Annotated in this window: 17 protein-coding genes, 1 tRNA gene and 1 pseudogene; 15 read left to right on the top strand and 4 right to left on the bottom strand. The window is 65.6% G+C overall.

Annotated features, from left to right (window positions below; genetic code table 11):
- Nucleotides 1-7: 7 nt before the first annotated feature.
- The 3 genes from QZ634_RS15310 to QZ634_RS15300 all read left to right on the top strand — a co-directional run bounded on the left by QZ634_RS15310 (nucleotide 8) and on the right by QZ634_RS15300 (nucleotide 1,433).
- Entirely contained in the window at nucleotides 8-331 is a 324-nt protein-coding gene (locus QZ634_RS15310; protein ID WP_291989813.1) for a multidrug efflux SMR transporter, read from the top strand.
- Nucleotides 332-342: 11 nt separating this feature from the next.
- Nucleotides 343-663, top strand: a complete 321-nt coding sequence (locus tag QZ634_RS15305) for a multidrug efflux SMR transporter (RefSeq protein ID WP_291989811.1) — start codon at nucleotides 343-345, stop codon at nucleotides 661-663.
- 179 nt (nucleotides 664-842) lie between these two features.
- The gene (locus tag QZ634_RS15300; RefSeq protein WP_291989809.1) at nucleotides 843-1,433 is read left to right on the top strand and encodes a 1-acyl-sn-glycerol-3-phosphate acyltransferase; all 591 of its coding nucleotides are present in this window, start codon (nucleotides 843-845) and stop codon (nucleotides 1,431-1,433) included.
- Between the two features lie 19 nt (nucleotides 1,434-1,452).
- Here QZ634_RS15300 and QZ634_RS15295 read toward each other — a convergent pair whose 3' ends face one another.
- Nucleotides 1,453-2,142, bottom strand: coding sequence for a 3'-5' exonuclease domain-containing protein 2 (locus QZ634_RS15295; protein WP_291989807.1), 690 nt, complete (start codon nucleotides 2,140-2,142; stop codon nucleotides 1,453-1,455).
- Nucleotides 2,143-2,628: 486 nt separating this feature from the next.
- Here QZ634_RS15295 and QZ634_RS15290 point away from each other — a divergent pair, with 486 nt between their 5' ends.
- Together QZ634_RS15290 and QZ634_RS15285 are read left to right on the top strand one after the other, a co-directional pair.
- A complete protein-coding gene (locus tag QZ634_RS15290) occupies nucleotides 2,629-2,904 on the top strand; it encodes an AbrB/MazE/SpoVT family DNA-binding domain-containing protein (protein ID WP_291989805.1) in 276 nt (91 codons plus the stop codon).
- Nucleotides 2,901-3,296, top strand: a complete 396-nt coding sequence (locus QZ634_RS15285) for a type II toxin-antitoxin system VapC family toxin (protein WP_291989803.1) — start codon at nucleotides 2,901-2,903, stop codon at nucleotides 3,294-3,296. Before QZ634_RS15290 ends, QZ634_RS15285 begins: the two co-directional genes overlap by 4 nt.
- A 206-nt stretch (nucleotides 3,297-3,502) precedes the next feature.
- On the opposite strand, the gene QZ634_RS15280 is transcribed toward QZ634_RS15285, so the two are convergent.
- Nucleotides 3,503-3,579: transfer RNA gene (locus QZ634_RS15280), tRNA-Arg, on the bottom strand.
- A gap of 115 nt (nucleotides 3,580-3,694) precedes the next feature.
- Between QZ634_RS15280 and QZ634_RS15275 the strand changes: the two genes are divergently transcribed.
- Nucleotides 3,695-4,150 (top strand): c-type cytochrome, encoded by a 456-nt coding sequence (locus QZ634_RS15275; protein ID WP_291989801.1) that lies wholly within the window; start codon nucleotides 3,695-3,697, stop codon nucleotides 4,148-4,150.
- Nucleotides 4,151-4,246: 96 nt separating this feature from the next.
- Here the strand turns inward: QZ634_RS15275 and QZ634_RS15270 are convergent, their stop codons facing one another.
- Nucleotides 4,247-4,792, bottom strand: a complete 546-nt coding sequence (locus QZ634_RS15270) for a hypothetical protein (RefSeq protein ID WP_291989799.1) — start codon at nucleotides 4,790-4,792, stop codon at nucleotides 4,247-4,249.
- A 168-nt stretch (nucleotides 4,793-4,960) separates the two neighbouring features.
- Entirely contained in the window at nucleotides 4,961-6,946 is a 1,986-nt protein-coding gene (locus QZ634_RS15265; protein ID WP_291989797.1) for a UvrD-helicase domain-containing protein, read from the bottom strand.
- Between the two features lie 204 nt (nucleotides 6,947-7,150).
- Here QZ634_RS15265 and QZ634_RS15260 point away from each other — a divergent pair, with 204 nt between their 5' ends.
- The 9 genes and pseudogenes from QZ634_RS15260 (at nucleotide 7,151) to arsC (ending at nucleotide 15,777) form a co-directional block, all read left to right on the top strand.
- Nucleotides 7,151-8,311 carry an efflux RND transporter periplasmic adaptor subunit gene (locus QZ634_RS15260; RefSeq protein ID WP_291989795.1) on the top strand — a complete coding sequence of 387 codons (1,161 nt, stop codon included), beginning with the start codon at nucleotides 7,151-7,153 and terminating at the stop codon, nucleotides 8,309-8,311.
- Nucleotides 8,312-8,314: 3 nt separating this feature from the next.
- The gene (locus tag QZ634_RS15255; protein WP_291989793.1) at nucleotides 8,315-9,055 is read left to right on the top strand and encodes an ABC transporter ATP-binding protein; all 741 of its coding nucleotides are present in this window, start codon (nucleotides 8,315-8,317) and stop codon (nucleotides 9,053-9,055) included.
- Entirely contained in the window at nucleotides 9,037-10,245 is a 1,209-nt protein-coding gene (locus QZ634_RS15250) for an ABC transporter permease (protein ID WP_291989791.1), read from the top strand. The genes QZ634_RS15255 and QZ634_RS15250 overlap by 19 nt, the downstream gene beginning before the upstream one ends.
- A gap of 303 nt (nucleotides 10,246-10,548) precedes the next feature.
- Nucleotides 10,549-10,794 carry an AbrB/MazE/SpoVT family DNA-binding domain-containing protein gene (locus QZ634_RS15245; RefSeq protein ID WP_291989789.1) on the top strand — a complete coding sequence of 82 codons (246 nt, stop codon included), beginning with the start codon at nucleotides 10,549-10,551 and terminating at the stop codon, nucleotides 10,792-10,794.
- Between the two features lie 14 nt (nucleotides 10,795-10,808).
- Nucleotides 10,809-10,943 (top strand): annotated as a pseudogene (locus QZ634_RS15240) (DNA-binding protein); the annotation flags it as partial.
- Nucleotides 10,944-11,580: 637 nt separating this feature from the next.
- Entirely contained in the window at nucleotides 11,581-12,885 is a 1,305-nt protein-coding gene (locus QZ634_RS15235) for a HipA domain-containing protein (RefSeq protein WP_291989787.1), read from the top strand.
- A complete protein-coding gene (locus QZ634_RS15230; protein ID WP_291989785.1) occupies nucleotides 12,882-14,087 on the top strand; it encodes an ABC transporter permease in 1,206 nt (401 codons plus the stop codon). The genes QZ634_RS15235 and QZ634_RS15230 overlap by 4 nt, the downstream gene beginning before the upstream one ends.
- Before the next feature lie 219 nt (nucleotides 14,088-14,306).
- A complete protein-coding gene (locus QZ634_RS15225; RefSeq protein ID WP_291989783.1) occupies nucleotides 14,307-15,338 on the top strand; it encodes an SGNH/GDSL hydrolase family protein in 1,032 nt (343 codons plus the stop codon).
- Nucleotides 15,339-15,423: 85 nt separating this feature from the next.
- Nucleotides 15,424-15,777 (top strand): arsenate reductase (glutaredoxin), encoded by a 354-nt coding sequence (arsC, locus tag QZ634_RS15220; RefSeq protein WP_291989781.1) that lies wholly within the window; start codon nucleotides 15,424-15,426, stop codon nucleotides 15,775-15,777.
- Nucleotides 15,778-15,881 lie beyond the last annotated feature (104 nt).

Genomic DNA, 15,881 nt, shown 5'->3' with positions numbered 1-15,881 from the left:
ACAGGGCATGGAGTGGATCGCGCTGCTCGTCGCCGGCGTTTTCGAATGGGGCTGGCCGGTCGGGTTGAAGCTCGGCTGGTCGCCGAGTGGCGCCCATTGGGGCTGGCTGGCCTTCGCCGCACTGAGCATGGGCGCCAGCGGCGCGCTGCTGCTGATCGCGCAGCGGCAAATTGCCATGGGCACCGCCTACGCCGTGTGGACCGGCATCGGCGCCGTCGGTACCTTCGTTCTCGGCATCCTCCTCTTTGGCGAAGCAGCAACGATCGAGCGTTTCTTCTGCGTTGCGCTGATCGTCGCCGGCATCGTCGGCCTCAAGATCGCCTCGAAGTAGGCGCCGGCCCAATGGACTGGATGGCGCTTCTCGTCGCCGGCCTTTTCGAGTGTGGCTGGCCACTGGGGCTCAAACTCGGACACAGCGAGCGCGGCACGCACTGGGGATGGATCGCCTTTGCCGGCGTGTGCATCGTCGCCAGCGGCGCGCTGCTGCTCTACGCGCAACTGAGCATTCCGATGGGCACCGCCTACGCGGTATGGACCGGGATCGGCGCCGTCGGCACCTTTGCGCTCGGCATCGCGGTATTCGGGGAGGCGGCAACGCTGGCCCGTTTCTTCTGCATCGGCCTGATCGTCGCCGGCATCCTCGGCCTGAAGCTGGTGGCGTAGCCGCGCCGTCGCATTCAGGCAATCACGCGACAAGGCCGTCGCGAACGCCCCAGATCGCAGCCAACCGACTCATTGCACGCCTACCGGCGGCCAGGACAGGCGATAATGCGCCTCCCGTTTCAAACGCGGTGGCCTGCCTTCCGGCGACCGGTACTGCGCGCCAACTGACAGGCAGACCCATGCACCGCACCATTTTCGGCACCCCGATCGTCAACAGCGTGCTGCGCGCTTTCTCGGTGAGCTTCCTGAAGATCACCGGCTGGAAGATCGAGGGCACTCTGCCGCCGTCGGCGAGCAAGAGCGTGTTGATCGCCGCTCCGCACACCAGCAACTGGGACCTGCCCTATACGCTGATGGTCGCCTTCGCCCTGCGGCTGAATATCTACTGGATGGGCAAGGCGCAGATTTTCAGGCCGCCGTTTCGCGGCCTGATGATGTGGCTCGGCGGCATCCCCGTTGCGCGCGAAACGGCCAACAATCTGGTCGCCGCGTCGGCAGCCGCGCTCCAGGCCGCCGATGGCCCGGTGCAACTGATCGTCCCGCCCGAAGGAACACGCAGCAAGACGCGGCAATGGAAGACCGGCTTCTACCATATCGCCGTCAGTGCGCAGGTGCCGATCGTCCTCGCCTACATGGATTACGAGAAGAAGGTCAGTGGCCTGGGAGAAATTTTCGTGCCGACCGGCGACGTCGAGGCCGACATCGCTGCCATCAAGGCTTTCTATGCGCCGTTCAAAGGCAGGAACGCCAGCCAGTACCACGCCGATTGATGCGCTGGCGCAGCGCGCATCAATCGGGCGATTCGACGGACTCCACCGGCTCCACCGACTCCACCGGCTCGGCAGAGCCGGAAGGCTCAGCCGGGGCAACGGGTGCAAGGTGCAGGTCCAGTGCATAGAACACGGCCAGAGCGGCGTAGGCGTCGTTGGCCGCATAAAGGAGCTGGTTCGGCAGCAGCGTCGGGCGCGCCCAGTTGGACGTCGTCACCGAGCGCGACTTCTGCAGGCGCTGTCCGAGGACCATGGCCACCGCGGCTTTCGCGCCAACCGTCTGGCGAATTCCCTTCCTGCGCAGCGCGTCCGCAAGATCGATCATCGCCCGAATGCTGGCGCCAAGCTTGCTCAGCAGTACCGCCCGATCCGACTTCAGCCCGAAGCCGACCTTCACCACCGCGTCTGATTCGACGACGCTCTTGATGAATTCGCACGCCGCCGCGCCGTGGACGCGGACGACGAAGGCCTGCTCGCGCAGGGCGAACTGGGCGACGTGCGGCCCGCTGGTCAGCTCACCCTTGGCAAAGGTCGGCTTGCTCTCGGTATCGAAACCGATGAAACCGGCACGCAGGATTTCGGCGCGCGCGGCCTCGAACTGCGCCGCTGTCCTCAGCAAATGAATACGCTCAAGGGGCAAGCCGGCGAAAGGCGGGAGCTGCGCTATATCTTCCCGGGTCGGGCGCTGCGGAAGCGTCGTGTTCGACATTCGCTGCATCACTTCGCTGTAGAGAACTACCTGTTTGCGCCGGCGCGAGAAGCGCAAGCGTCAGGCCAGGGATTATCGTCGAATCCGTTGTTCGCTGCAGGGTTGAATCTCCGCTCGCCGTCGCCACGAACGAAGTTCCCGTCAAGGTGGAGGAGCCATCACGCCGAGAAACACCAGGGTCACCCTGGGTGAACTCTTGGAGGTTTGGCGCGACAGCGCTCGCCAATCGTAGACGCCAAAATGGGCACCGACAAGGTGCCCACTCGTGTTTGCTCCTGGCACGCCCACGACGATAAGTCTGGGCACTGGCAGATCACGATCTCGATCGATGTCTCAGCTGGATCGCCCGCTACCGGTGACGCGCCCACCCCATCCAGCGTCCGCCAGATTCGCAGAGTCTGCGCCAACCGGAAGTAGGCCGCTTGCCACAAGGCCACGACGCACCGATAATCTGTCTTACTTCCCGTCTTACCATCGGAGCTTCCCATGAGCACGGCAACGATCACGCTTTCCAGCAAGGGGCAGGTCGTAATCCCGAAAGAGATTCGGGACGAACTGCATTGGCATCCGGGAACGCAGATCACTCTGGTTTCCAGCGCGTCCGGCGTCACCCTCAAGGCGTTGCCGAAGAAGACCGGACGCAGATTTTCGGACCTGATCGGTCTGCTCAAACACGAAGGGCCGCCGCTAGCCACTGAAGAACTCTGCAAGCCGGTTGACTACGGTGCGGATTGGGAATCCTCGGAGGGTCAGAGCCGTTGATAGCGCTGGACACCAATATGCTGGTGCGGGCTTTGGTCGCAGACCACCCCGAGCAGCTTGCCCTGGTTCGCCAACTGATTGCCAACAACACCATCTTTGTTTCGCGCACGGTGCTGCTGGAAACCGAATGGGTACTGCGAGCGCGCTACAAGCGAACGCCGACCGAACTGCTGAATTTCTTCAGGGTGTTGCTGGAAACCGACGATACCGTGGTCGAGGGCGCCGAAGAAGTCCACCAGGCGCTCGATTGGTACGCGCTGGGCGCGGATTTTGCCGATGCGCTCCACTTGGCTGTGTGCGGTGCCACGCTCATGCACACCTTCGATCAGGATTTTTGCAAGGCAGCTCGCGCTGCGGGAATCGCGCCAGAGGTACGGGTGCTTGCGGCTTGAATCAAGTTTGCCCGATGTAGCGACAATCTCTGCAAACACCACAAATCATGCGGCGCTTACAGCAGCCTTCGCCGCAGAGCTCAAGCTCTCCGAGCTCGCATCGAACGGGTCTTCGCGATACTGACTGCCAGCAGCGCAAAAGTGCGCCGACGCCGGGCGCAGACGTCAAAATGGGCACCACCTGGGTGCCCACCTGTTTGTGCTCTTGGCACGCCCGAGACGATTCGAACGTCCGACCCCTGCCTTCGGAGGGCAGTACTCTATCCAACTGAGCTACGGGCGCGTGCTGGACGGCAAGCTTAACCGGTTTGCCCTGGGCCGTCCAGCTCGGCACTTCTGGGCGGCGGCAAACGGCGTTACAATTCGTCCTCTAACCTGCAGACAACCAAGGATTCGGCATGGCGCAAACACAATTCTCTTCACGGACGATCCTGGTGATCACCATCGTCATTGCCGTTCTTCTGATGGTCGTCATCTGGCCGCTGTCGATGATCGGCAAGGGCAGTAGTGAAACCACCAGCGATGCCTACCACGATGAGGTCTATGTGCGCATTCTGCCGGTGGCCAAGCTCGAGCTGGCGAAAGCGCCGGCAGCAGCGGCCGACGGCCAGCCGCGTGACGGGGCGACGGTTTACAACGCAGTCTGCATGGCCTGCCATGCCAGCGGCGTCGCTGGCGCACCCAAAGCCGGCGACAAGGAAGCCTGGGCGCCGCGGATCGCCACCGGCACCGACGCGCTGGTGGCCAGCGTCACCAACGGCAAGGGCGCGATGCCGCCAAAAGGCGGTGGCGCGGACCTGACCGACGCGGAGATCAGGGCCGCGGTCGAGCACCTGATGAGCCTCGCGCAGTAGGACGTCCGATTCGCCGGCACAAAAAAAGGAGACCTCGCGGTCTCCTTTTTTGCGCGCTGCGAAAGTTGCTCAGTAGGCGCGGGGCATGCCAGAGGTTTACTTCGTCACTGCCGGAACGACGGCCGCGGCGGCGGTCGGGCCGGTGGGCGCGGTCGCCGGAACGGTGCTGGCAGCGGCGGCTTCCACTTTGCCGGCAGCCATGTCTTTCACTGCTGCGGTCGGAGCGCCTGCTTTCGACGACGCAACCGGCGCCTTGCTTTCAGCCTTCATCTCGGGCTTGGCGACGACGGCGCCAGCACTGGCAGCGGTAGCAGGCTTGGCGGCAGCCTTGGGCGCGGCCGTTTTCGGCATCGCGTCATGCATCTTGTCCTTGCCCGCTTCCTTGCCCATTTCGTGGGCCATCGCTTCGGGCTTGGCGGTCGCTGCGGTGGCAGCAACTGCCGGGGTCACCGCGGGAGTAGCTGCAGGAGTAGCTGCAGGGGTCGCAACCGCTGGCGTCGTCGCAGCTGGCATTGCGGCAACCACTGCGGCTGGCTTGACGGCCTCAACGGCCTTGGCGGCACCGGCGGCGGAAGGCGCTTGTGCGAAGGCGGCGGTGCTGAAAGCGGCGGCGATGGCAACGGCGATGATGTTCTTGAACATGTGGATCTCCTGAGATTGATTGGTATTGTGCGCTCGGCCGTTTTGCTGTTTCTGTTGTTTCGGCCTTGCCAGCATTAACGCGGGCGCTTGCCAATGCGATGTCAGGTCGCGCGTAACGTCGCGTAACGCGCTGTAACCACCTCCCGGAGCAGAGGGACTTGCCAGGACTCACCGGGCCTTGCCGAGCATCGCTTTCATCGCGGCCAGGCGGTCGGAGTTGGCAGCCTTGTCCGGCGGTGCGGCGCTCTTGCCGCCGGAAACACGCAGGTCCTCGCTGCCCATTTCGGCGACGAAACGCGACGGCTCGCAGGGAATCGTTTCGCGGCCCTGCTTGCGTCGCTCGCAATAGCTCAGGTGCAGCGACCGCTGCGCGCGGGTGATTCCGACGTACATCAGGCGGCGCTCCTCCTCGATGCGGCCGTCGGCCTGCGCTTCACGGTGCGGCAGAATGCCTTCTTCGATACCGATCAGAAAGACGTGCTTGAACTCCAGGCCCTTGGCGGCGTGCAGGGTCGACAGCTGGACGGCGTCGACGTCCGCCTCGTTCTTGTCGAGCAGGTTGATCAGGGCGATGGTCTGGGTAAGGTCGATCAGCGTCTTGCCTTCTTCCTGCCCCTTCTTGCCCAACCAGTCGCAGAACTCCTGGACGTTGCCCCACTTTATTTGCGCCGCGCGCTTCTCGTCGCGCTCGTTGAGCCAGTCCTCGTAAGCGATGGCGTCGAGCAGTTCGCCGAGTAGCTGCGCCGCCGGGTCGCGGTCGGCACGCGCCTGCAGGCGATTGATGAATTTGCAGAATTCGAGCAGCGGCGCCAGTTGGCGTGGCTGCACGCGCTGCGCGAAGCCCTGTTCGAAAGCAGCGGCGAACAAGGACAGATGACGCTCGCCGGCGTAACCGCCAAGCGCCTGCAGGGTGCTGGCACCGACGCCACGCCGCGGCGTGCTCACCGCGCGGATGAACGCCGGGTCGTCGGCGTCGTTGGCCAGCAGGCGCAGGTAGGCGACGAGATCCTTGATCTCGCTCTTCTCGAAGAACGACTGGCCGCCGGACAGCAGGTAGGGGATGCGCTGGTTGCGCAGAAACTGTTCGAGGGCACGCGCCTGGAAGTTGCCGCGGTAGAGGATGGCGTAATCGCGGAACGCTCCGCGATGCTCGAAGCGGTGCGCCTGCAGCTTCATGACCACCGCCTCGGCTTCCTTTTCGTTGTCCTGGCAGATGCTGACGGTGATCGGGTCGCCGTGGCCGAGCTCGGACCACAGCTTCTTGTCGAACAGTTTCTCGTTGTGCGCGATCAGCGCGTTGGCCGCCTTGAGGATGCGCACCGTCGAGCGATAGTTCTGTTCGAGCTTGATCAGCTTGAGCTGCGGATAGTCGCGCGGCAGCCCGCGCAGATTTTCGATGTCGGCGCCGCGCCAGCCATAGATCGCCTGGTCGTCGTCGCCGACCGCGGTGAACGCGGCGCGCGGTCCGGCGAGCAGCTTGAGCAATCTATACTGGCTGGTGTTGGTGTCCTGATATTCGTCGATGAGCAGGTAGCGCAGGCGGTTCTGCCACTTCTCGCGCACTTCCGGATGAGCTTCGAAGAGCGCCACCGGCAACGCGATCAGGTCGTCGAAATCGACCGCCTGGTACGCCTGCAGAGTCGCCGAATAGCTGGCAAAGGCGTTCGCGGCGAGCATTTCGGTGTCGTTCTGCGCGTCCTTGCGCGCCTGATCGGGCGAGACCAGCGCGCTCTTCCAGTTCGAGATCAGCGCTTGCAGCTTGCGGATGACCGCCTTGTCGACGCTGGCGGCCAGTTCGGAGACGATGGCAAAACAGTCGGTGGAATCGAGAATCGAGAAGTTCGGCTTGTAGCCGAGCGTGCGCGCTTCCTCGCGCAGGATGCGCACGCCGAGCGCGTGGAAGGTCGAGATGGTCAGACCTTTCGACGGCTTGTCGGCGAGCAGCTTGTTCACCCGCGCCTGCATTTCCTTCGCCGCCTTGTTGGTGAAGGTGATGGCGGCGATATTGCCCGGGCTGAAACCGCAGACCTCGATCAGATAGGCGATCTTCTCGGTGATCACCCGCGTCTTTCCCGATCCGGCGCCAGCCAGAACCAGCAGCGGACCGTCGAGGTAGCGGATCGCTTCGCGTTGCGGGGGGTTGAGCGAGGACATCGGGCGGGCGGACACCAGCGGGGGCGGAAGCGGGGGGCGATTCTAGCATGCCCGCCGAGGGCCACCGTGCTGGCGCCGGGCCGGCCAGCGGCAGCGACGCGCGACGAGACCTTCCGTCCTTGCCCTGGGCACGGTTTCGTCAGAACATGATGGACCTTGCCTTCAAGCCTCCTCGCCAACCCTGAGCCCCACCGCCATGTCGCCATGTCTCCGCTGATTCGCCGTCTGTTGCTTGCTGTGCCGGTCGTCGTGCTGATCGGCGGAGGCGTGTGGTGGGCAACACGGCCAGAACCGGTGGCGGTGGTGTTCAGGGAAATCGAACGCGGCCTGGTCGAATCGACGATCGCCAACACCCGCGCCGGGACCATCGAAGCCTGCCAGCGCACCAAGCTGTCGACGATCACCGGTGGCCGCATCGAGGTGCTGGCGGTCAGGGAAGGCGACCGCGTGGAGAAGGGCCAGCTGCTGATGAAGCTGTGGAACGACGACCAGCAGGCGCAGCGGGCGTGGTACGCCACGCAGGTGACCACCGCTCGCCAGCGCGTGAACGAAGCCTGCAGCGTCGCCGCCAACGCCGAACGCGAGGCCGAGCGACAGGCGAGCCTGCGCGCCAAGGGCTTTGTTTCGTCGGCCAAGGAGGACAGCGCGCGCAGCGAGGCGCAGGCCAGGAGCGCCGGTTGTGCCGCCGCCAGGGCCGACGTCGTGCAAGCGGAAGCGAGAGTCCGCCTGACCCGCGTCGAGGAGGGCCGGACCGTGCTCTACGCGCCTTTCGCGGGCACCGTCGCCAAGATCGTCGGCGAGGTCGGCGAGTACTCGACGCCGTCGCCGCCGGGCGTGCCGACGCCGCCGGCGATCGACCTGATCGACGACTCGTGCCTGTACGTCAAGGCGCCAATGGACGAAGTCGATGCGCCGCGCATCGCTGCCGGGCAGCCGGTGCGGATCAGCCTCGACGCGCTGCCCAGGCAATCGTTCCCGGGTAAGGTCAAGCGCGTCGCGCCCTACGTCTCGGCGCTCGAGAAGCAGGCGCGCACGGTCGATATCGAGGCCACTTTCGACGACCCGAAGGCACCCGGCAAGCTGCTCGTCGGCTACAGCGCCGACGTCGAAGTGATCCTCGAGGTGCGCGAGAACGTCGTCCGGGTACCGACCTCGGCGCTGCTCGAAGGCGGACGAGTGCTGGTCGCCGGCGCCGACGGCAGGCTCGAAGAGCGGCAGGTGAAGACCGGTCTGGCCAACTGGGAGTTCGCCGAAGTGCTCGAAGGACTGGCGCCGGGCGATCGCGTCGTGACCTCGCTCGAACGCGCCGGCGTCAAGGCCGGCGCGCCTTATTCAGTCGACGGCCGGGCGGCGGCCGGCCGCTAGCCAATGAGCGCAGCGCTGATCGAACTGGCCGGCATCGAGCGCGTTTTTCAGCTCGGCGACAGCGAGGTGCACGCGCTGCGCGGCCTTGACCTGACCATCGCCGCCGGCGAGTACGTCGCGGTGATGGGCCCGTCCGGCTCGGGGAAATCGACGCTGCTCAACCTCCTCGGCCTGCTCGACCGCCCCAACGCCGGCACCTACCAGCTTGCAGGCCGTGACGTCACCACGCTGTCGGCGGAAGAGCAGGCGCGGGTACGCAGCGAGCGCATCGGTTTCGTCTTCCAGAGCTTTCACCTGGTGCCGCGCCTGACCGCCGCCGAGAACATCGCCCTGCCGATGATTCTCGCCGGCATCGCGCCCGCGCAACGCACCGAGCGGGTGGCGCAGACGCTGCGCGACTACGGGCTGGAGAACCGCGCCGACCATCGCCCGGACCAGCTCTCCGGTGGCCAGCGTCAACGCGTCGCGATCGCCCGCGCGACGATCATGCAGCCGGCGGTGATTCTCGCCGACGAGCCCACCGGCAACCTCGATCGCGCCACCGGCGAGGAAGTCATGCGCCTGCTCGAAACGCTCAACGGCCACGGCGTGACGCTGATCGTCGTCACCCACGACGGCGCCCTCGGCGCCCGCGCCAGGCGCCAGTTGCTGATGGAAGACGGCGCCCTGCAAAACGACAGCGCCAGCCCCGCCGAGGCGAAAGGCGCCTGCGTAGCGCCCGTAGCGTGCGTACTCCCGACCTGATCCGCTTCGCCCGCGACGCGGCGACCGGCAACCCCGTGCGCACCTTCCTGCTCGTGCTGGCGATGGCCATCGGCGTCGCCGCGGTCGTCGTCCTCACCGCGCTCGGCGACGGCGCCCGCCGCTACGTGCTCAGGGAGTTCTCGTCGATCGGCAGCAACCTGGTCATCATCCTGCCCGGGCGCTCGCAGACCGGCGGCTTCAACCCCGGCAACGCGGTCACCAGCACGCCGCGCGACCTGACCATCGACGACGCGCAGGCGCTGCTGCGCGCCAACGCCGTGCACCGCGCCGCACCGCTGGCCGTCGGCACGTCCGAGATCAGCTTCGCCGGCAAGCTGCGCGAAGTAATGGTCGTCGGCACCACCGCCGAGTTCATCGACGTGCGCCGCCTGGCGCTCGCACAGGGGCGCTTCCTGCCCACCGGCGACTGGCGTCGTGGCGTTTCGGAAGCGGTCATCGGCGCCAAGGTGCGCGACGAAATGTTCGGCCACGAGTCGGCGCTCGGACAACTGGTGCGCGTCGGCGACCGCCGTTTTCGCATCGTCGGCGTCCTCGCGTCCAGCGGCCAGGGGCTGGGGATGAATACCGACGAGCTGGTCATCGTCCCGGTGGCGCTGGCGCAGGCGATGTTCAACAGCAACACCCTGTTCCGCATCCTCGTCGAGGCGAGCAGCCGCGAAGCGATCGAACCGGCCAAGGTGCAGGTGACCGAGATCATCAGGCAGCGCCACGACGGCGAGGAGGACGTGACGATCATCACCCAGGACGCCGTGCTGGCCACCTTCGACCGCCTGCTCGGAACGATGACCCTCGCCGTCGCCGGCATCGCCGCCATCAGCCTGGCCGTCGCCGGCATCCTGGTGATGAACGTGATGCTCGTCTCGGTCGCCCAGCGCAGCGCCGAAATCGGCCTGCTCAAGGCCCTCGGCGCCACCGGCGCGACGATCCGCAACGCCTTCCTGACCGAGGCGGCGATGCTCTCGGTCGCCGGCGCCGTGCTCGGCTTTGTTCTAGGGCAGGCGGGCGCGGCGCTCATCCGCCAGCTCTACCCGGTCTACCCGGCCTTCCCCCCCGACTGGGCCGTACTCGCCGCCCTCGGCACGGCGCTCGTCACCGGCGTGCTCTTCGGCGTCCTGCCCGCCAGCCAGGCCGCACGCCTCGATCCGGTGCAATCCTTGTCCAGGCGCTGAGCCGGCGGCGGAGCGGCAGAGAACTCCTGCCGAGCGGCACGCACCTACGCCGTCATTGCGAGGAGGCAAAGCCGACGCGGCAATCCAGCTCCACCCTCTTACTTCTTCACCGCCGACGCATCGCCACCGCCAGGAGAAAGATCTCTGGATTGCCACGTCGGCTGCGCCTCCTCGCAATGACGCACTGGCGAGGCGCATGGTGTGCATGGCGAGGAAATCACTTGCCCGCCGTAACCTCGATAACACACCCACTCACCGGGCATTACAATATTCGCCAACGCAATACAGAAGGAGGCGCGAGACATGGCGACGACACTTACCAGCAAGGGTCAGGTCACCATCCCCAAGCAGATTCGTGACGCCTTGAACCTGGCACCCGGTTGCTCCATGGATTTCTCGGTCAATCGCGAAGGGGATGTCGTTATCCACAAGGCAGGCGCAAGGCCGAGTCGCAAGCCCGACCGCTTCGAAGCTGCCTGTGGCAAAGCCGATGTCAAATGGCGGACTGACGAGCTGATGGCGCTACTGCGCAGTGAGAGTGAGGGCTGATGCTGCTGGTCGACACCAACGTCCTCGCCGACTTTTTCATCGGTGCGCATGCCGCCGTGTCGCGATTTCCGCTATTGACCCGAGACGCGCGACGCTACACCTCCTATTTTTCCGAGGTGACACTGATCGCACCGGAAGCCTCGCCATGAATGATTCTCAACCGTCACGCCCAGCCAGATTGAACCCCCTATTGGGGCATTCGCAGACGGGAGGCGGTCGCATGACCACCGCTGGCGTGTTGGCTCGACCTCGCCGAATTTCGCCACCGAGTTCCCCGGATCCGGATTTGAGCTCCCTGAGAGAGGTAACTATCCGGAGACTCCGGATAGTTCGCCGGGAAGGCGCTCGGCAGGTAGCGCGAGAAACGCGTCGTGACTCTTGCCCAAGGCACAGGGGAGGACCTGACCTCCTGCGTTTGACTCCGCGCGTGCGGCCCCCCTGCGGATCCTTGGCTTGGCCCGACGGTGCACGGTCGCGGCTCACGATGGGGCTTGTCATGAGGGATCCTGAACTCTCATCAGGGCTGTTCCGGGCCAATTGGGGCTTATTCGGGCCAATTGGGGCTTTTCCTCTGCAAGAGAATGCCGATTTGACTCCGATTGGTCGAGTCCAGCCATCTCCTCGAATGGGTGACGCCGCGCACTTGGGCTCCGCACAATCCCCCGAACGCTCCGCACTTTTGCAGTCGAGCTCCGCACATTTTAGGGACGCTCGAAAGCGCAAGCCTATCCAGGCGGCGCTGGCAAAGCAGCCCGGCGAGAAGAAATTGACCTGGGGTGATCCGACATGATCGCCAGGGTCCAGCTCTGGGGCCGGACGATCGGCGCCGTGTCGCGGCCGGAAGGACGGGACGTCGCGGCCTTTCAGTACGACCCGGAGTTCGCGCGCAGCGGCATCGAGATTGCGCCACTGACCATGCCCCTGAGCGAGCGCGTGCATGAATTCCCGGCGTTGCCGCGCGAGGCCTTCCACGGTTTGCCGGGACTGCTCGCGGATTCGCTGCCGGACCGCTTCGGCAACGCCTTGATCGACGCCTGTCTGGCCACGCAGGGGCGCAGGCCGGAGAGCTTCAACGCGTTGGAGCGCCTCCGTTACACTGGCCGCCGCGGCATGGGTGCGCTGGAATTTGCGCCAGTGCTGGGACCGAGCGGGCGCAAGACAAGGCCGGTCGACGTCGCTGCGCTGGTACGGCGGGCGAGCGAAGTCCTGACGCATCGAGACGATCTCCAGGAACATTTTCACCAGGCGGGCAAGGCGAAGGCGCTGCGCGACCTCCTGAGCGTCGGCACGGCCGCCGGCGGGGCGCGAGCCAAGGCAGTGATCGCGTGGAACCCGGCGACCAGCGAGGTGCGTTCGGGACGAATCGCGGCCGGCGACGGTTGCGAATACTGGCTGCTGAAATTCGACGGCGTTTCCGGCAACAAGGACAAGGAACTGGAAGACCCGCAGGGATACGGCGCCATCGAGTACGCCTATCACCTGATGGCCAAGGCGGCGGGGATCACGATGAGCGCCTGCCGGCTGCTCGAGGAGAACGGACGGCGGCACTTCATGACCCGCCGCTTCGATCGCCTGCCGAGTGGGGAAAAGCTGCACATGCAGTCGCTGGCCGCACTGGCGCATTTCGATTTCAACCACGCCGGCGCCACCGCCTACGAGCAGGCACTGCTGACCCTCCACCAATTGCGGCTGCCAATGGCCGCCGTCGAGGAGCAGTTCCGGCGGATGGTCTTCAACATCGTCGCGCGCAACCAGGACGACCACGTGAAGAACATCGCCTTCCTGATGAACCGGGAGGGCGAGTGGGCACTCGCCCCGGCCTTCGACCTCACCTACAGCTACAATCCGTCGGGTGCCTGGACGGCCACGCACCAGATGACGCTGAATGGAAAACGGGACGGGTTCGCGCGCAAGGATTTCAAGGCCTGCGCGCAGGCGGCGCTGATGAAACGGGGCCGCGCGGCGACGATCATCGCGGAAGTGCAGGCAGCCGTGCAGCGCTGGCCCGAGTTTGCCGCCGAGGCGCGCGTCGCCGACGAACGGCGCGACGCCATTCAAACGACCCACAGACTGTCTTTTCCGGAAAGATGATCCGCCCCCGCGACTCCCTGCTCCTCGCCCTGCGCGCGATCACCGCGCACCGCCTGCGCAGCTTCCTGACCCTGCTCGGCATTGCCGTCGGCGTCGCGGCGGTGATCCTGCTGACGTCGATCGGCGAGGGCATCCATCGCTTCGTGCTCGCCGAATTCACGCAGTTCGGCACCAACGTCATCAGCGTCTCGCCCGGCCGGACGAAAACCGCCGGGCACGCGCCGAGCGGCATTCCGACGTCGGTGCGGCCGCTGACCCTCGACGACGCGCGCGCCCTCGAACGTCTGCCGCACATTACCGGCATGACGGCGACCGTCTGGGGCAATTCCGAAGTCAATGCCAATGGCCGCCTGCGGCGCACGACGGTCAATGGCGTCAGCGCCGACATGCTCAAGGTGTTCAGCATCAAGGTGCGCAGCGGCCAGTTCCTGCCCGCCGAGGACGCCGACAGCGCGCGCGCCTTCATGGTCCTCGGCGCGCGCCTCAAGGAGGAGCTGTTCGGCACCGCCAACCCGCTCGGTGCCAAGGTACACGTCGGCGGCATGCAGTTTCGCGTCATCGGCGTCCTCGAAGCCAAGGGGCAGTTCCTGGGCATCGATCTCGACGACGCCGCGTACATCCCGACGGCGCGCGCGCTCGAGCTCTACAACCGCGACGGGATCATGAAGATCGACCTGTCGTACGAGGAAGGGGTGCGTGCCGCCGGCGTCAGCGCGCTGGTCAGGAGCACGCTGACGGCTCGCCACGGCCGCGAGGATTTCACGATCACCACCCAGGAAGACATGCTGCGCACGCTGTCGAACATCCTTGACGTGCTGACCATGGCCGTCGGCGCGCTGGGCAGCATCTCGCTGCTCGTCGGCGGTGTGGGCATCGTCACCATCATGACCATCGCGGTCAACGAGCGGACCGGCGAGATCGGCCTGCTGGTCGCCCTCGGCGCGCCGCGACGGACGATTCTCGGCCTCTTCCTCGGCGAAGCGGTCGCCCTCTCGGCGCTCGGCGGATTGATGGGCCTGCTGCTCGGCTTCGGGCTGGCGCAGTTGATCCACCTGCTGGTGCCGGCGCTCCCGGTACACACGCCGCTCAGCTTTGTTGCCCTCGCCGAACTCATCGCCGTGGCCATCGGCCTGCTGGCCGGCGTCCTGCCGGCCCGGCGCGCGGCGCGGCTGAACGCGGTGGACGCGTTGCGCGCCGAATGAGACGCCGCGGATCGGCGAAGGCCCGCTGGCGCGATGCCGCTTCCCGCCGCTGACCCTGGCGCACGAAGGGTGTCGGAAATTTTTACAGCAGACAACGATCCAGCTTGTGCACGAAACAAGATAGATCGTGAAAACAGCGCCTTGCGCGCGGCGGCGCATTTCTTGCTTGCGAGTCAACGTTCGTCAAACCGACGTCGATCAACTGGAAAGGAGTACAAGATGAACAAGCTTCTCCGCATCCTGGCGTTGCTCTTGGTGGTCGGCGTTCCGACTTCGGCCAGCGCTGCCTTGCAGCAGTTGACCAATCTCTTCGTCTTTGGCGACAGCCTTTCCGATGGTGGCAACAGCGGGCTGCTGAGCCAGGCGGCTACCGGCGGCACGGTCACCTTTCCGCCGCCGCCCTATTACAACGGTCAGTATTCGAACGGCCCGGTCGCCGTCGAATATCTGTGGAACATGTACAACCCGGGCAATACGAGTTTCCGGCCTTCGCTGGCCGGCGGAACCAACTATGCCGTCGGTGGGGCGACGACCGGGCTGGAGAGCTTCAATTCGGTCAATCCGAACGTGCCCGGCGCGCTGCAGCCCGTCTATGCGCAGAAAAGCAACGCCTGGCAGCTGGCTTCTTTCGCGGCCCAGAGCCCGGTCTTCGACCCGGCGACTTCGCTCTTCGTCGTGTGGTTGTTCCCGAACGACGTGTTTTACGCGGATACCACCGCAACGCTGCCCGGGATCGTGCCCGGTTCCGCCGGTGGCGCCAACCTGATCAGCAATGGCGTCGCGAACATCGTGGCCACGGTGCAGACGCTCGCCGCAGCCGGCGCGCAACACGTTCTGGTAGCGAACATGCCGGACCTCGGGCAAACCCCCGGCTTTCTCGGTAACGTCGGCCTGTCGGGCTTAAGCGCCCTCTTCAACAACAGTCTTGGGCTGGCGATGAGCGCGCTCGATGCGGCACTGCCCTCGCTCGAGATCGTCCAGTTCGATACCGCCGCGACACTGAGCGAGATCATCGCCAACAAGGACGCCTATGGTTTTGACGTCACGGACCAGGCGTGCGTCAATAACCTCCTCAACGGTCAGTGCAATCCGGCCACCTGGATGTTCTGGGACGGGGTACACCCGACGACCAGGACGCATGAGATCCTGGCGGCAAGGTTCTTCTCCGCGGTGCCCGAGCCGAGCGCCATTCTTCTGCTGGCGATCGGCCTCGTCGGTCTGCTGGTGACCGGCCGGCGCAAGGCGCTGTAGACGACCTCGCTGGTTTGCCCGGAGCCCCGCTGCGGCGGGGTTCGTCGCGTGGCGAACACGCTTTTTCTCTCTCCAGGGGTCATCGATGAGCGACATTCCGCTGCGCATTTATCACAACAACCGCTGCTCGAAGAGCCGTGCCGCCTGCCAGTTGATCGCTGACAGGGGCGTCGAAGTGGAGGTGGTCGACTATCTCAAGACACCGCCAAGCCGGGACGAGCTGCGCGCGCTGCTCGACAAGCTGGGAATGAAACCGGCGGAACTCGTGCGTCGCGGCGAAGCGGTGTTCAAGGAAAACTACGCCGGACGTTCGCTGAACGACGACGAGTGGCTGGACGCGCTGGCCGCACACCCGATTCTCATCGAGCGCCCGATCGTCGTGCGCGGAGAGCGGGCGGTTCTCGGCAGGCCGCCGGAGAAGGTACTGGAGTTGCTGTAGGCGCGGCGGGCGCGGCGACGGCAGGACGGACGGCGCTCCTGGCGCGGTGCCCAAGATTTCAACGGGTGACCGGACAGGTGCTCCCTGGACTGCCGCGTCGCTTC

It is taken from the genome of Candidatus Accumulibacter sp. ACC007 (assembly GCF_907163205.1).
Classification (GTDB): domain Bacteria; phylum Pseudomonadota; class Gammaproteobacteria; order Burkholderiales; family Rhodocyclaceae; genus Accumulibacter; species Accumulibacter regalis.
The sequence above is the reverse complement of the archived record's forward strand: the minus strand, read 5'-3'. Positions and strand labels throughout refer to the sequence as shown.